We start from the raw sequence: 15,025 nt of genomic DNA, 5'->3' as shown, positions 1-15,025 counted from the left end.
GGTCGATCAGGACGGCGTGGCCGTCAGGAGGCCACCAGCCCGCTGCCGCGGGGCCGGCCCGCGAGGTCGTCCTCCATCTCGCGGATCAGCGGCAGGACGCGTGCGCCGAAGTACTCGACCTCCTCCTGGAAGTGCAGGAAGCCCAGCAGCAGCAGGTCGGCGCCGGCCTTCTTCTGCGCGATCGCCTGCTCGGCGACCTGCTCGGGGCTGCCGACGAGGCCGGTGCGGAAGCCGTCGTTGTACTGCACCAGGTCGGCGAAGGTGGAGTCCTGCCACATGCCGCGACCGTCGCCGGTCGACTGGCCGGCCTGCTTGACCGCGGCGCCGAAGCCCTCGACGGCCTCGGTGTCGGCGCGGTCGATGATCTCGCGGAGCACGTCGCGGGCCTCGGCCTCGGAGTCGCGGGCGACCATGAACCCGTTGACGCCGACCCGCAGGCGTCGCCCGTTCTCGGCGGCGCCGGCCTTGACCGTGGCGACCTGCTCGGCGATCCGCTCGGGGGTGTTGCCGTTGGCGAGGTACCAGTCGGAGACCCGCCCGGCCATCGCCTGCGCGTCGCCGGAGTTGCCGCCCTGGAAGATCTCGGGGTGCGGACGGTCGGGCGTCGAGAGCGGCTTCGGCTTCAGGTCGAAGTCGTGGAGCCGGTAGAAGTCGCCGTTCAGCTCGGCGTGCTCGTTGGTCCACATCTCGCGGAGGTAGGCGATGAACTCCTCGGAGCGTCGGTAGCGCTCGCCGTGCTCGAGCCACTGCTCGCCCATCTTGGTGAACTCGTCCTTGAACCAGCCGGAGACGACGTTGACCGCGGCGCGGCCGCCGGACAGGTGGTCGGCGGTGGCGAGGAACTTGGCGAGCACGCCGGGCTGCCACAGGCCGGGGTGGACGGCGGCGATCACCTTCAGGCGCTCGGTGGCGAGGAGCAGCGCGAGGCTGAACGAGGTCGACTCGTGCTGGTACGCCGCGCCGTACGAGGCCATGTAGCGGACCTGGGACAGGGCGTACTCGAAGCCGTTGTTCTCCGCCGTGCGCGCCAGGCGCTTGTTGTACTCGTAGCCCCAGTCGGTGCGCTGCTCGACCTTGGACACGACCAGGCCCCCGCTCACGTTGGGCACCCAGTAGGCGAACTTCAGTGGCTCGGACGACGCCAGGTCGCCGGCCACGGTCTGCTCGGTCATGCGCTGCTCCTCAAATCGGGTTATGTAGATCAGGTTGATGTACTTAACGTCCCGGTTTCAACTCGACGAGCCCTCCCGGCCGTCGGACGTGACGAGCCGGTGACAGGCAGGGCCTGCCACCGGGGTCGTCACTGCCTCTCGGTGCGCCCGATCGCCCAGGCGTACGGCGGGGCGGTGCCGTTGACGAGGGCGTCGCCGACGACCCGGGCCTTGAGGATCCGCGGGTTGTGCGAGCTCACCGTGCGGGCGTTGCGCCAGTGGCGGTCGAGCGCCTTGGCCCGGGAGGTGGCGGAGGCGCCCAGGGTGTCGAAGAGGTCGGTGGCGGCGTCGAGGACGAGCTGGGTCACCACGACCTGGGCGGTCGAGGACTCGACCTCGGCGACCTCGTTCGCCGCCCGCTGCGTCTCGGCGTCGGCCGTCGCGGTGTCGGCGGCGCGCTGCATCGCGTCGGCGACCCGCAGCGTCGCGGCCTCGGCGGCGTACACGCGGGCGGCGATCTCGCCGACCCGCGCCAGGACCTGGGCGTCGTCGCGGACGCGGGCGGCGTTGGCGTGCGAGTAGTTGCGCTCGCGGCCCTGGACCTCGCGGACGGTGTCGGCGAGCGCGGCCCGGCCGATGCCGACGAGGGTGGCCAGGAGGTTCAGCTGGTAGAGCGCGGTCTGGTAGCCGAACCGCTGCTCGAAGGGAAGGACGTCGGCGTCCTCGACGACGGCACCGGAGAAGAGCGCGGTGCCGCTCCCGGTGCCGCGCTGGCCGAAGCCGTCCCAGTCGTCCGACACGACCACGCCCGGCTGGTCGGTGCGGACGAGGGCGATCGCGTACTGCGCGCCCTCCCCGGTCGTCCGGCCCGTGCCGGCGACGCGGACGTACACGTCGGCCCAGTCGGCGTAGATGGTGCCGGTCGTGTAGTACTTCGCGCCGTCGAGGCGCCAGCGGTCGCCGTCGCGGGTGATCGTCGTGCGCTGGGTGTCCTGCCCGGTGGTGCCGATCTCGGACCAGGCGTTGCCCACGAGCTCGCCGGCGGCCAGCCGGGCGAACCAGGTCGACTGCTCCGCGCCCCGCGCGTGCTGCCAGAGCCGGTCCTCGACGAGGGCGCCGTGGCCCCGCAGCGCCTGCGCGAGGTTGGAGTCGGCCGCGGCGAGGTCGATCCACAGCGCGGTCAGGCCGCGCAGGTCGAGCCCGTCGCCCCCGTGCTCGACGGGCACCCGGACGGCGCCGACGCCGGCCTCGGCCAGGCGTCGTACGGCGTCGGTGGGGAGCTCGCCGTCGACCTCGCGACGCACCGCCCCCTCGGCGATCTCGGCCAGCAGCGGCGCCAGCCGCGCGCGGACCCGCACCAGCGGGTCGGGAGCGGTACCCGCGGGTGACGGGGGCAACAGGGTGTCGGTCATCGGTTCTGCCTTCCTTTTGTCTATAGTCTCGCTAGACAAAGTACGGACGACATCGGCTCGGGCCACGCCCACCACGCCACAGAGGTCCGTCGGGGTGCCAGGCGCCGCCTGGCACGACCGTCACGGGCCCAGAAGGACCACGGAGGAGATCAGGGTGCGGATCGAACAGCTGGAGTACCTGACCGCGGTGACCCGGCACGGGTCGCTGCGCCGCGCGAGCGAGCAGCTCCACCTCTCGCAGCCCGCGCTGAGCGAGGGCCTGCGGAACCTGGAGCGGGAGCTCGGGGTCACGCTCCTGGACCGGCGCCGCTCCGGCGCCCGGATCAGCCGGGACGGCAAGGCGCTGCTGCCCGGGATGGTCGAGGTGCTCGAGGCCGTCGACCGCCTGCGCAGCCAGGCCGGGCACCAGCGCACCAGCGCCCGCACCGTCCACGTCGGCACCGTCAACGCCGGCACCTCCCACCTCCTGGTGCCCGCGCTCCGCGACTTCCACGAGGCCCAGACCGGCGCCGCCGTCGAGGTGGTCACCAGCCAGCAGGCGGCGATCGCCCTGGCCATCGCCGAGGGCAGCCTCGACCTCGGCCTGGTCAACGCGCTGCCCGGCGACGACCAGCTGCCCGAGCTCGGCTCGTCGGTGCTGCTGCGCGGCGACGTCGTCGTCTGCTGCCACGCCGACCACCCGTTCGCGCAGCTCGACAGCATCACGCTCGACGACCTCCGCGTCTCGACCCTGGTCGGGATGCGCTCGGGCTACCTGATGCACCGCTTCCTGCACCGCGTCTCCGAGGGCGACCCGCCGCCCGTCGCGATCGCCGCGGACGGCGCCGAGATGGGCAAGCTGCTCGTCGCCGAGGGCCTCGGCGTCACCGTGCTGCCCGACTACAGCATCGACAGCGACCCGCTCGTGAAGGCCGGCGTGATCACCCACCGCCCGCTGGTCGGGGTGGAGACCGAGGTGTCGCTGCTCATGCTGCACGCCGCGGCCGCCCAGCCCCCCGCCGTACGCCTGCTGATGCGGGCGCTCTCCGAGCAGGCCGAGCGCCTCGCCGAGGAGGCGGCGGAGGCTGCCGGGGCCGGCGCCGCGGAGGAGGTCCTCGCCCCGGCCTGAGCACCCACGTGGCGCACCTGAGTACGCCGACCCATGCGCGGCGCCCGGGCCCCGGGTGAGCGTGGGGGCATGACCTCGCAGCCCCTCCAGCAGTCGTTCGGCCGGCCCGTGACCCCGCCGTTCCAGCAGTCGTACGCCGCCGCCCCGGTCGCCCACGACCCGTGGCGCTGGCTGGTCGGCCCCGCGATGCACGCCGCCGCGGTGGTGGTGGCGGGCGTCGTCCTCGCGGTCCTCTCGACCGTCACGGACGGTCGCCCGGGCCTCGTGGGGTCGCTGCTGCAGTCGGGGCTCGGGATGATGGGCACACCGTTCAGCCTCGCGGCGACCGCCCTGGACCCCTCGGCGCCGCCCGTCGCCACCGCGATGGTCCTGGTCCTCGCCGCGCTGGTGTGGGTCGTCCCCCACGCCGCGGTGTCGTACCACCTGGCCGAGCGTCGCCGCTGAGTCGGCCCGAACGCACCCCCGACGGGGCTCGAGTCGGCCCGAACGCACCCCCGACGGGGCTCGAGTCGGCCCGAACGGCCGCCTCAGCCGGGCTGGGACTGCACGAACGCCGTGAGCTCCTCCAGCCGACCCGGGTCGGTCGCCGGGAGCACGCCGTGGCCGAGGTTGAACACGTGGCCCCGGGCGCCGCGGCCGGCCTCGATCACCTCGGCCGCCCGCTCGAGCATCACCTCGACCGGGGCGAACACGAGGGTGGGGTCGAGGTTGCCCTGGACCGACCGGTCGCCGACGCGGGAGATGCCGACCTCGAGCGGGGTGCGCCAGTCGACGCCCACGACGTCCGCGCCCGCGTCGCCCATGTCGGCGAGCAGCTCGGAGGTGCCGACCCCGAAGTGGATCCGGGGCACCCCCAGGGCGCCGACCCGCTCCAGGACGGCGGCGGAGTACGGCTTGACGTGCTCCCGGTAGTCCCGCGGCGAGACCGCGCCGGCCCAGGAGTCGAAGAGCTGGACGGCGGAGGCCCCGGCCCGCACCTGGACCTCGAGGTACGCCGCCGCGATGCCGCCGATCTTGCGCATCAGGGCGTCCCACACGTCCGGGGCGCCGAACATCATGGCCTTCGTCCGGGCGTGGTCCTTGGAGGGCCCGCCCTCCACCAGGTACGACGCCACGGTGAAGGGAGCGCCCGCGAACCCGATCAGCGGCGTGCCGCCCAGCTCGCCGGCGAGGCGGCCCACGGCGGTGGTCACGAAGTCGACCGCGTCGGGGGTCAGGTCGGGGATGGCCTCGACGTCCGCGAGCGTGGAGACCGGGTCGGCGACCACCGGGCCCACCCCGGGCTTGATGTCGAGGTCCACGCCGACGGCCTTGAGCGGCAGCACGATGTCGGAGAAGAAGATCGCCGCGTCGACGCCGTACCGGCGCACCGGCTGCAGGGTGATCTCGGTGACGAGGTCGGGGTCCATGCAGGCGTCGAGCATCGCGACGCCCTCGCGGACGGCGAGGTACTCGGGCAGCGAACGACCCGCCTGACGCATGTACCAGACCGGCACGTGGTCCGGTCGCTCGCCGCGGCACGCGGCCAGGAAGGCGCTGTCGGCCAACCGGGGGTCCCGGGTGGTGGCTGTTCCGGTCGTGCTCTCGGCCTCGCTCACCACCCGATCCTCCCAGGTCAGGCGGCGTGGCGGCGCGTCGGTACCGGGGCCCGCGGCCTACATTGGCACCATGGTCGTCGGTCACGAGCCGCGCCGCGGAGCCGGCGCGGGAGTCGGTGGTGCGGCGTTCCCCGCCGAGTTCGCCACCGCGGTCGCCGCGATGCGCGACGCCGTGCTGCGACCCGAGGTGACCGCGGAGCAGATGCCCGCCCCGCAGCGGATCGCGCCGTACGCCGCCGCGCTGTCCGGCGACGTCGAGGTCGACGGCGAGGAGATCGGCACCGGCCGGCTCGTGCTGCTCCACGACCCCGCGGGCAACGACGCGTGGGACGGGACCTTCCGCTGCGTCGGCTACGTCCGCGCCGACGTCGAGCCCGAGCAGGCGGGTGACCCCATGCTCGCCGAGGTGGCCTGGACCTGGCTGACGGAGGCGCTCGCGGCGCACCACGCGTCGTTCAGCGCGGCCTCGGGCACCGTCACCTGCGTGAGCAGCACCAGCTTCGGCGGGATGGCCGACGAGGAACCCACCGCGCAGGTCGAGATCCGCGCGTCGTGGACCCCGGACCCCGACGAGGTCGGCCGGCACGTCGAGGCGTGGGGCGAGCTGCTCTGCACCGCCGCCGGCCTGCCCCCGGTGCCCGACGGCGTGTCGGTGATGCCGAGCCGTCGCGGACACCGAGGACCGGTCCACTGAGAGCCCCGGTGGATCCCGTGACGAGCCCCGACGACGCCGAGACCCCGGACCTCGGGTCGGCGGTCGGGGTGCCGGAGGAGCCGGAGGCCCCGCCCGCCGAGCTGCTGACCCTGCGGGACGGCCTGCCGCCGGTGGCCGACACCGCCCCCGAGCTCGCTGAGGCGTGCGCGGCCCTCGCCGCCGGCACCGGTCCCGTCGCCATCGACGCCGAGCGGGCGTCCGGCTACCGCTACTCGGCCCGCGCCTACCTCGTGCAGCTGCGGCGCGAGGGGTCGGGCTCCTTCCTCGTCGACCCCGTGGCCTTCGACTCGCTCGACCCCCTGCAGGAGGCGCTGCGGGGCACCGAGTGGATCCTCCACGCCGCCACGCAGGACCTCCCCTGCCTGCGCGAGGTGGGCCTGCGGCCCGACTCGCTGTTCGACACCGAGCTCGCCGGCCGGCTGCTGGGCCACCCGCGGGTCGGGCTCGCGACCCTCGTCGAGACCCAGCTCGGCAAGCGCCTGCGCAAGGAGCACTCGGCGCAGGACTGGTCGACGCGGCCGCTGCCCGAGCCCTGGCTCGAGTACGCCGCCCTCGACGTCGAGGCCCTGGTCGAGCTGCGCGAGGTGATGGTCGCCCAGCTCGAGGAGGCCGGCAAGACCGAGTGGGCCCGGCAGGAGTTCGAGGCCCTGCTCGACCACGAGGCGCCCGTCCGCGTCGACGCGTGGCGTCGTACGTCGGGGATGCACAAGGTCCGCGGCAGGCGCGGGCTCGCCGCCGTCCGGGCGCTGTGGACGGCGCGCGACGACATCGCGTCCTCCCGCGACGTCACCCCGGGCCGGATCATCCCGGACTCCGCGATCGTCGCCGCCGCCCAGGCGATGCCGACCGAGCGGCGCGCGCTGCTGTCGACCCCGGGGTTCCACGGGCGCGGCGCGTCGCGCTACTCCTCCCGGTGGGTCGAGGCCCTCCAGGAGGCCGCGGAGATGCCGGAGGAGGACCTCCCCCCGCGCTCGCCCCGCTCCGACGGTCCGCCGGTGCCGCGGGCCTGGGCCGAGCGCGACCCGGTGGCTGCCGAGCGCCTCACCCTCGCGCGCGCCGAGCTCGCCGAGGTCGCCGAGGCGCACGTCGTCCCGACCGAGAACCTGATGACCCCGGACACCGTCCGCCGCGTGCTCTGGGAGCCCCCCGCCACCCGCGACCCGGAGGCCCTCGCCACCGAGGTCGACGCCGCGCTCCTCCGCCTCGGCGCCCGGCCCTGGCAGGTGGAGATCGTCGCCCCCGTGCTGGTCCGCGCGATCCTGGGAGCCGAGGCGGGCTGAGCCGGGCTGAGGCGGACTTCCGTCTCACCGGATCTCGACCCGCAGTCGCTCGATCTGCGCGGCGTCACGGCCTCGCCGGTTCCTGAGCCTGTCGAAGGGCGACCGTGGCCGCTGTCTAGCCCGCCGGGTCCGGCGTCTCCGACGGGAGCTCGAGGCCCGAGTCGTCCTCGTCGTCCTCGGCGTCGGGGGTGCCGTCGGCGTCCAGGTCACCGGGGGTGAGGACCTCCCGGGAGGCCAGGTCCGCCTCGACGCCGAGGGTCTGCAGGTCCTCGGGGGTGAGCACGGGCTCCCGCACCATCTCCTGCAGCGACGGGTTCACGGCGGCCGCGAGCTCGTCGCCGGTGTCGATCAGCGGCGACAGGACGATGTCCCGGACGCTCTCGGTGAAGACGTTGCTGCTGCGGGGTTGCCGAGCCGGCTGCAGGAAGTCGTCGGACACCGACACCTCGAGGTTCGCCGGGACGAGCTCTCCCTTGCGGGCCACGCGGCCCAGCGACTCGGCGGACAGGGCGTGGACGAGGAAGTCCGCGGCGGCGGCGGTGTCCTCGGTGTCCGCGGACATGCAGATGCCGGTGACGTCGCCGATCGTGGCGTTCTGGCCGAGGAACGGGACCGGCATGACGTCGAAGGACAGGTCGTCGGCCTGGCGCAGGCGGGGCACGAGCGAGCGGGTGCCGGTGATCATGCCGAGGCGGCCGGCCTCGAACCACTCGACGCCCGTACGGCGGTCCAGCTGCTCGTCGGTGAGGGTCAGCGACCGGTCCCGCAGCAGCGGCAGGAACGTCTCGAGCGCCGCCTGGGTCTCCTCGGAGGCGAAGTCCGTCGAGACCGGGTCGGCGACGTCGTCGTACACCTCGCCCTCGGCGGCGAGCACCCACGGGGCGAACCCGCGCAGGGTGGGGTCCACGTGGATCCCGCGCGTGCCCCGCGCGGGGCGCGTGGCGAACTGCGCGGAGTTGGTGACCTGCTGGAGGTTCCAGCCGTCGGTGGACTGGGCCCCCTCGATCCCGCGGGCGGCCATCCGGTCGAAGTCGATCAGGTCGGTGTTGTAGTAGACGACCACCGGGGAGATGCCGATCGGCATGCACTGCAGTGCGTTGTCGCTGCTCAGCGCCTGGAGGGCGTCGCGGGCGTAGTCGTCGCCGAAGTCGACGCCCCGCTCGTCGAGCAGCTCGTCGACCGGCTGCACCAGGTCGTCCTCGACCAGGGTGGCGATCTCGCCGCGGTCCGCGAGGAACACGTCGGGCAACGAGCCCGCCTCGGCCTGGGCGATGAGGGCACCGGCGCCGGAGGGCAGCCGGGTGGTCTCGACCGTCGTGCCCGCGTCGTCGTCGAAGTCGCCCGCGACGCGCTCCCACGCCTCGGCCTCCGCGTCGGAGGCCGCGATGCCGAAGCTCAGGCTGGCGGGGGGCTCCCCCGGCGACGGCTCGGCCTCGGGCGGGTCCGCGGCCTCGGGGCTGCAGGCGACGGTCGCGACGAGCACGGCGAGGGCGGCCAGGGACCGGACCGCCGTACGGCGGACGGCCCGCGGGGACCGGGACGGGCGACGTGCCGTGTGCTGCTGACGCGCTGACAAACCCGTGCCCTCCCGCACTCCCGAACCGAGTCCGGGCCGCGGACGATCCGGAGCGGCCACCCTACAGAGCACCGCCGACCTCCCCGCGCCGCACCGCGCGCGACCGAGGGGCTGTGAAACGACTGTGACGACACATCGGACCGGGAGCGCCTCACGGCGCGTGGCCGCTCATAGCGGCTTCAGTTGGGACCCGGGGCTGCCGCGGCCCGATGTGCCGTCTCTCGTATTTTACAGCCGACCCGGGCACGACGACAGCCCGTCGCGCCGAGGAGTCAGACGAGCCCCGCCGCGAGCTCGGTGTGGCCGGAGGCCTCGAGCTGCTCCGACAGCAGCAGCATCCGCGCGGCCTGCTCCGGCGCCGCCTCGTCGAGCTGGGCGCGACCCGTCGCGACGACCCGGGCGAAGGCCGCGGCCCGCAGGAGCACGTCCGCGAAGTCGCTGACGGCGATGCCGCGCAGGACCTCGTCGACCATCGCCCGCAGCTCGTCGGGCCCGGGCGGCTCGGCGACCCCGGCGACCACGCGCGCGACCTGGGCGCCACGGCCCGCGGCGTACTCGCGGGCGACGGTCACGGGGTCGGCGTACACCCAGGAGCGGAGCAGGTACAGGCGCCACAGGCACCCGGCGAGGGAGTCGGCGGGCGACTGGGACCACACCTGGGCGAGGGCGTCGAGGCCCTCGGTGTCCGCGAGGTGCAGCACCCGGTCGACCATGCCGGCGTCGTCGGTGCCGCGCACGCCGCGGACCAGGAGCGTCGCCGCCCGGTCGGCGGCCTCGGCCAGCCCCGCCGGGTCGACGCCGCCGGGCTGGGCGTCGAAGTAGTCGTTGCCGGGGCGCACCGGGCGGTGGTGCTGGCGGGGTGAGTCGGACACACCCCCATCCCAGCACCCCGACCCTGGCCGTGGCGCGGCCGGCCGGTCCGGGTCAGGAGAGGAGCTTGCGGATCCGGGCGTCGCTGACCTTCTCGGCGGTGCCCAGCCGTTGGGCCCAGGTCGAGACCCGCAGCTCCTCGAGGAGCCACCGGGCGCGGCGGAGGTCCGCACCCATCGGGCGGCCCGGCGGCAGCGCCTCGACGCGGTGGCGCCACGCCTCGGCCACCGGGGTCACCTGGGCCATCAGCTGGCGGTCCTCGGCGACGTGGGTCTCGAGGCGCTCCCGGCGGACCAGCAGCGCCTGGAGGTGGACGCCGACCCGCCGCAGCCGCGCGGCACCCGCCTCGGCGAGGAAGCCCGGGCCGACGAGGCCGGCGAGCTGGTCCCGCATGTCGGTCAGCGAGGGCAGCTGCGCCATCTCGGCCCGGCCGCCGAGAGCCTTCTGGGCCTCCCGCCACCGCTCGAGGACCCGCAGGACCTCGGGCAGTGCCGCGGCCACCCGCTCGCGGTGGCCGTCGCGGGCGCTGCGCTCCAGGGCGGCGTACGACGCCTCGTCGCGGACGGCGGCCGCCCCGCCGGGCCAGGAGTCGACGGCGTCGGTGAGCACCGCCAGCGACAGGTCGTCGAGCAGCGCCGCGGCGGTCGGGTACGGCGTCGAGGCCAGCCCGAGCTTCTGGGCGGTGGTCAGGTCGTCGAGCAGCGCCTTGGTCGGCGTGGGCACGGCGAGCGCGAGCAGCCGTCGTACGCCGAGCCGGTGGCGGGCCTCGGCCTCGTCGGCGGTGCCGTAGACCCCCAGCCCGACCGTGGTGCCCTCGTCGTCGAGCGCGGGGAACGCCTGGACCTCGTGACCGCCGCGGGTCCAGGTGCCGGAGGTCTCGACGGCACCGAAGGTCCAGGACGTCTGCCCGCTCACGGTCCGTTCGTCCGCCGCCTCCTGCACGGCCTGGGCGAACTCGCCGCGCAGCGGGGCCTTGAGCGCCTCGAGGTCCTTGCCGCGCGCGGCCTCGGACCCCGCGGCGTCGAGGACGCGGAAGGTGGGGCGGAGGTGGTCGGGGACCTTGTCCCAGTCCCACGCGTCGCGGGGGACGTGGACGCCGGTGGTGGCCCGCAGGTGGCGCTCGAGGGCGTCGAGCAGCGGCTCGTCGCCGGCGGGGACGGCGTCGAGGAACTCGGCGGCGCGCTGCGGGGCGGGCACGAAGTTCACCCGCAGCGCCTTGGGCAGGCTGCGGATCAGGCTCGTGACGAGCTCGTGGCGCAGGCCTGGCACGTGCCAGGAGAAGTCCTCGTCGCTGACCCGGTTCAGCGTCGCGACCGGGACGTCGACGGTGACGCCGTCGTCGGCGGCGCCCGGCTCGAAGTGGTAGCGCAGGTCGAAGGTGAGGCCGTCCCCGCCGCCGCTGCCCGGCGCCGCCCAGGCGTCGGGGAACTCGTCGGCGTCGACCGCGGCCTCGTCGCGGGTGAGCATGGCGGGGTCGAAGGTGAGCAGGTCGGGGCGCTTGCGCCGCTCGGCCTTCCACCACGTGTCGAAGTGCGGCCCGGAGACGACCTCGGCGCCGACGCGGGCGTCGTAGAAGTCGAAGAGGGTGTGCTCGTCGACGACGATCCCGCGGCGCCGCGCGCGGTGCTCCAGCTCCTCGGCCTCGCGCAGCAGCCGGGCGTTCTGGGCGAGGAAGCGGTGACGGCTGTGCCACTCGCCGTACACGAGGGCGTGGCGGATGAAGAGCTCCCGCGAGAGCTGCGGGTCGACCTTCCCGAAGCCGATGAGGCGGTCGGCGACCAGCGGGACGCCGTACAGGGTGACGCGCTCGCGGGCGACGACCGAGCCGCGGCGCTTGGACCAGTGGGGCTCGGAGTAGGTGCGCTTGACCAGGTGGGCGCCGAGGCGCTCGGCCCACTCGGGCTGGACGGCGGCGACCTGCCGGCCCCACAGGCGCCCGGTCTCGACGAGCTCGCCGGCCATGACGAACGGCGGGTTCTTCCGCGCCACCCCGCTGCCGGGGAAGATCGCGAAGCGGGCGCCGCGGGCGCCGAGGTACTCCCGCGGGCCGCGGCGGCGCTCCTTCGGCGGGGCGCCGGGCGCGGCCTTCTCGCGCTCCTCCAGCAGGCCGATCTGGCTGAGCAGCCCGGAGAGCAGGGCCTGGTGGACGCCGTCGGCGTCGGGCTCGTCGTCGCCGCCCGGCTGGGGCCCGAGGCGGACGTCCATCTCCTTGGTCACCTGGCGCAGCTGCGACTCGAAGTCCTGCCACTCGCGCACGCGCAGGTAGTTGAGGTGCTCGCGCTTGCACATCCGGCGGAAGGCGCTCGAGGACAGCTCGCGCTGCTGGGTGCGCAGGTAGCGCCACAGGGCGAGCCAGGACAGGAAGTCGGAGGTCTCGGACCGGAAGCGGGCGTGGAGCTGGTCGGCCTGGGCCCGCTGCTCGAGGGGACGCTCACGGGGGTCCTGCAGCGACAGCGCGGCGGCGATGACCAGGACCTCGCGGACGACGTTCAACCGCTCGGCCTCGAGGACCATCCGGCCGATGCGGGGGTCGACGGGGAGGCGGGCGAGCTTGCGGCCCAGACCGGTGAGCTGCCGTCGTCCGCGCTCTCCCGTGATCGCCCCGAGCTCCTCCAGCAGCTGGACGCCGGCGGTGACGTCGCGGTTCTCGGGGGGCTCGACGAACGGGAAGTCCCCGAGCTCGCCGAGGCCGAGCGCGGCCATCTGGAGGACGACGCTGGCGAGGTTGGTCCGCAGGATCTCGGGGTCGGTGAACTCCGGGCGGGCGTCGTGGTCCTCCTGGGAGTACAGGCGGATCGCGATGCCGGCCTCGACGCGGCCGCAGCGACCGGAGCGCTGGCGGGCGGAGGCCTGGCTGATGGCCTCGACCGGCAGCCGCTGGACCTTGGTGCGTGCCGAGTAGCGGCTGATCCGGGCGACGCCGGAGTCGACGACGTACCGGATGCCGGGGACGGTCAGCGACGTCTCGGCGACGTTGGTGGCGAGGACGACGCGGCGCACGACGTTGCTCGTCGGGCGTGCGAAGACGCGGTGCTGCTCCGCGGCGGAGAGCCGGGAGTAGAGCGGGAGGACCTCGAGGCGCGACGGCCCGCGGTCCCCGCCGCCCAGGGCCTCGGTCAGCGCGTCCGCGGTGTCGCGGATCTCGCGCTCGCCGGGCAGGAAGACCAGGACGTCGCCGGGGCCCTCGCGGGACAGCTCACGGACGGCGTCGACGACGGCCTCGGTGGTGTCGCGCTGGACCGGCTCGCCCTCCTCGTCGTCCTCCGGGAGCTCGAGGAGGGGTCGGTAGCGGACCTCGACGGGGAAGGTGCGCCCGGACACCTCGATGATCGGCGCCGGGGTGCCGTCGGGCTCGGCGAAGTGCTCGGCGAACCGCTGCGGGTCGATGGTCGCGGAGGTGATGACGACCTTGAGGTCCGGCCGACGCGGTAGCAGCTGCTTGAGGTAGCCGAGCAGGAAGTCGATGTTGAGGCTGCGCTCGTGGGCCTCGTCGATGATGAGGGTGTCGTAGCGCTTCAGCATCCGGTCGCGCTGCAGCTCGGCGAGCAGGATGCCGTCCGTCATCAGCTTGACCCGGGTCGCGCTCGAGGTGCGGTCGGTGAAGCGGACCTGGTAGCCGACGGGGCTGTCGTCGCCGAGGCCCGTGCCGAGCTCCTCACCGATGCGCTCCGCGACGCTGCGGGCGGCGATCCGGCGGGGCTGGGTGTGGCCGATCAGGCCGCCCCTCCCGTCCTTGCCACGGCGTCCCCGGCCGCGACCCAGCTCGAGGCAGATCTTCGGCAGCTGGGTGGTCTTGCCCGAGCCGGTCTCGCCGGCGACGACGACGACCTGGTGGTCGCGGATCGCGGCGGCGATGTCGTCGCGGCGGCCCGAGACGGGCAGCTCGGGCGGGAAGTGGATGCGCACAGCAAGCCCATTCTGACGCACCCTCCGCGATGCGGCGTCCGGGCCGGCGGGCGTTACCGTGGACGGGCCGCGCCGTACGTCGTCGTACCCCTCCCAGGAGCCGCGGCCACTCGACGCCGAAGGAGGCGAAACATGACCACCACCTCTGTTGCCAGCGAGCCCCGCACCCCTGAGCTCGCCGCCCTGGCGGACTCGCGGACCGCGCACAACTACCACCCCCTCCCGGTGGTCGTGGAGCACGCCGAGGGCGCCTGGATGACCGACGTCGACGGACGTCGCTTCCTCGACCTCCTGGCGGGCTACTCCGCCCTCAACTTCGGTCACGGCCACCCCGCGCTGCTGCGCGCCGCGCACTCCCAGCTGGACCGCCTCACGCTGACCAGCCGCGCCTTCGTGCACGACCAGTTCGGCGCCTTCTGCGCCGAGCTCGGCGACCTGGCCGGCAAGGACCTGGTCCTGCCGATGAACACCGGCGCCGAGGCCGTCGAGACCGCGATCAAGGTCGCCCGCAAGTGGGGCTACCAGGTCAAGGGCGTCGCCGACGGGCAGGCGAAGATCATCGTCGCCCACGGCAACTTCCACGGCCGCACCACGACCGTCGTCGGCTTCTCCGACGACCCCGACGCGAAGAACGGCTTCGGCCCGTTCGCGCCCGGCTTCGTCCACGTGCCGTACGGCGACGCCGACGCGCTGCGCGAGGCCATCGACGGCGACACCGTCGCCGTCATGATCGAGCCCATCCAGGGCGAGGCCGGCGTGCTGATCCCGCCGGACGGCTACCTGCGCGCCGTGCGCGACATCTGCTCCGAGAACGACGTGCTGTTCATGGCCGACGAGATCCAGGCCGGCCTGGGCCGTACCGGCAAGACGTTCGCCTGCGACCACGAGGACGTCGTCCCCGACGTCTACATCCTCGGCAAGGCCCTCGGCGGCGGCATCGTCCCCGTCTCGGCCGTCGTCGCGGACCGCGACGTGCTCGGCGTCCTGCGCCCCGGCCAGCACGGCTCGACCTTCGGCGGCAACCCGCTGGCGTGCGCGGTCGGCCGCGAGGTCGTCTCGCTGCTGTCGACCGGCGAGCTGCAGGCGAAGGCGCTCGAGCTCGGCGACCTGATGCGCGAGCGCCTCGACGCCCTCGTCGGCCACGGCGTCCACGCCGTCCGCAGCCGCGGGCTGTGGGCCGGCGTCGACATCGACCCCGCCGTCGGCACCGGCCGCGCGGTCTGCGAGGCCCTGATGGACCGCGGCGTCCTGGCCAAGGACACCCACGGCTCCACCATCCGCCTCGCTCCCCCGCTCGTCGTCTCCGCCGAGGACCTCTCCTGGGGCCTCGACCAGCTGGTGGACGTCGTCCAGGCCTGAGCCCAGTCGGCACGTCTGCGCAGCCTGAGGACGCCGAGTCGGCACGTCTG

Annotated in this window: 11 protein-coding genes; 5 read left to right on the top strand and 6 right to left on the bottom strand. The window is 74.4% G+C overall.

Going from position 1 to position 15,025, the window contains the following annotated elements; genetic code table 11:
- Positions 1–23: 23 nt before the first annotated feature.
- Both sfnG and Q0858_RS01415 read right to left on the bottom strand, forming a co-directional pair.
- Positions 24–1,172: a dimethylsulfone monooxygenase SfnG gene (gene sfnG, locus Q0858_RS01420; RefSeq protein WP_299050284.1), complete on the bottom strand. Its 1,149-nt coding sequence runs from the start codon at positions 1,170–1,172 to the stop codon at positions 24–26.
- A gap of 128 nt (positions 1,173–1,300) precedes the next feature.
- The gene (locus Q0858_RS01415) at positions 1,301–2,563 is read right to left on the bottom strand and encodes an acyl-CoA dehydrogenase family protein (protein ID WP_299050282.1); all 1,263 of its coding nucleotides are present in this window, start codon (positions 2,561–2,563) and stop codon (positions 1,301–1,303) included.
- A 154-nt stretch (positions 2,564–2,717) separates the two neighbouring features.
- On the opposite strand from Q0858_RS01415, the gene Q0858_RS01410 reads away from it, so the two are divergent.
- Both Q0858_RS01410 and Q0858_RS01405 read left to right on the top strand, forming a co-directional pair.
- Complete coding sequence (locus tag Q0858_RS01410; protein ID WP_299050280.1) at positions 2,718–3,671, top strand: LysR family transcriptional regulator; 954 nt, start codon at positions 2,718–2,720, stop codon at positions 3,669–3,671.
- 69 nt (positions 3,672–3,740) lie between these two features.
- Positions 3,741–4,115, top strand: a complete 375-nt coding sequence (locus tag Q0858_RS01405) for a hypothetical protein (RefSeq protein ID WP_299050277.1) — start codon at positions 3,741–3,743, stop codon at positions 4,113–4,115.
- An 83-nt stretch (positions 4,116–4,198) separates the two neighbouring features.
- Here the strand turns inward: Q0858_RS01405 and hemE are convergent, their stop codons facing one another.
- Positions 4,199–5,269, bottom strand: coding sequence for a uroporphyrinogen decarboxylase (gene hemE / locus Q0858_RS01400; RefSeq protein WP_299050276.1), 1,071 nt, complete (start codon positions 5,267–5,269; stop codon positions 4,199–4,201).
- Between the two features lie 70 nt (positions 5,270–5,339).
- Between hemE and Q0858_RS01395 the strand changes: the two genes are divergently transcribed.
- Together Q0858_RS01395 and Q0858_RS01390 are read left to right on the top strand one after the other, a co-directional pair.
- Positions 5,340–5,963, top strand: a complete 624-nt coding sequence (locus Q0858_RS01395; RefSeq protein WP_299050274.1) for a DUF3000 domain-containing protein — start codon at positions 5,340–5,342, stop codon at positions 5,961–5,963.
- A gap of 17 nt (positions 5,964–5,980) precedes the next feature.
- Positions 5,981–7,264 carry a ribonuclease D gene (locus Q0858_RS01390; protein WP_299050272.1) on the top strand — a complete coding sequence of 428 codons (1,284 nt, stop codon included), beginning with the start codon at positions 5,981–5,983 and terminating at the stop codon, positions 7,262–7,264.
- A gap of 115 nt (positions 7,265–7,379) precedes the next feature.
- On the opposite strand, the gene Q0858_RS01385 is transcribed toward Q0858_RS01390, so the two are convergent.
- The 3 genes from Q0858_RS01385 to hrpA form a co-directional block, all read right to left on the bottom strand.
- On the bottom strand, positions 7,380–8,840 hold the full coding sequence (locus Q0858_RS01385; protein ID WP_299050269.1) for an extracellular solute-binding protein: 1,461 nt from the start codon (positions 8,838–8,840) through the stop codon (positions 7,380–7,382).
- Positions 8,841–9,112: 272 nt separating this feature from the next.
- Positions 9,113–9,712, bottom strand: coding sequence for a hypothetical protein (locus tag Q0858_RS01380; RefSeq protein WP_299050266.1), 600 nt, complete (start codon positions 9,710–9,712; stop codon positions 9,113–9,115).
- A gap of 52 nt (positions 9,713–9,764) precedes the next feature.
- Positions 9,765–13,637, bottom strand: coding sequence for an ATP-dependent RNA helicase HrpA (hrpA, locus tag Q0858_RS01375; protein WP_299050265.1), 3,873 nt, complete (start codon positions 13,635–13,637; stop codon positions 9,765–9,767).
- A 111-nt stretch (positions 13,638–13,748) separates the two neighbouring features.
- Between hrpA and rocD the strand changes: the two genes are divergently transcribed.
- Positions 13,749–14,975, top strand: a complete 1,227-nt coding sequence (gene rocD, locus Q0858_RS01370; RefSeq protein ID WP_299050263.1) for an ornithine--oxo-acid transaminase — start codon at positions 13,749–13,751, stop codon at positions 14,973–14,975.
- Positions 14,976–15,025: the final 50 nt, after the last annotated feature.

The sequence above is a fragment of the uncultured Nocardioides sp. genome, assembly GCF_947489365.1.
Taxonomy (GTDB): Bacteria; Actinomycetota; Actinomycetes; order Propionibacteriales; family Nocardioidaceae; genus Nocardioides.
The sequence above is the reverse complement of the archived record's forward strand: the minus strand, read 5'-3'. Positions and strand labels throughout refer to the sequence as shown.

What these genes read in the sequence shown, in the direction of transcription:
- sfnG (WP_299050284.1), bottom strand. Translation starts at nt 1,172, where the DNA reads ATGACCGAGCAGACCGTGGCCGGCGACCTGGCGTCGTCCGAGCCACTG.
- Q0858_RS01415 (WP_299050282.1), bottom strand. Translation starts at nt 2,563, where the DNA reads ATGACCGACACCCTGTTGCCCCCGTCACCCGCGGGTACCGCTCCCGAC.
- Q0858_RS01405 (WP_299050277.1), top strand. Translation starts at nt 3,741, where the DNA reads ATGACCTCGCAGCCCCTCCAGCAGTCGTTCGGCCGGCCCGTGACCCCG.
- Q0858_RS01395 (WP_299050274.1), top strand. Translation starts at nt 5,340, where the DNA reads ATGGTCGTCGGTCACGAGCCGCGCCGCGGAGCCGGCGCGGGAGTCGGT.
- rocD (WP_299050263.1), top strand. Translation starts at nt 13,749, where the DNA reads ATGACCACCACCTCTGTTGCCAGCGAGCCCCGCACCCCTGAGCTCGCC.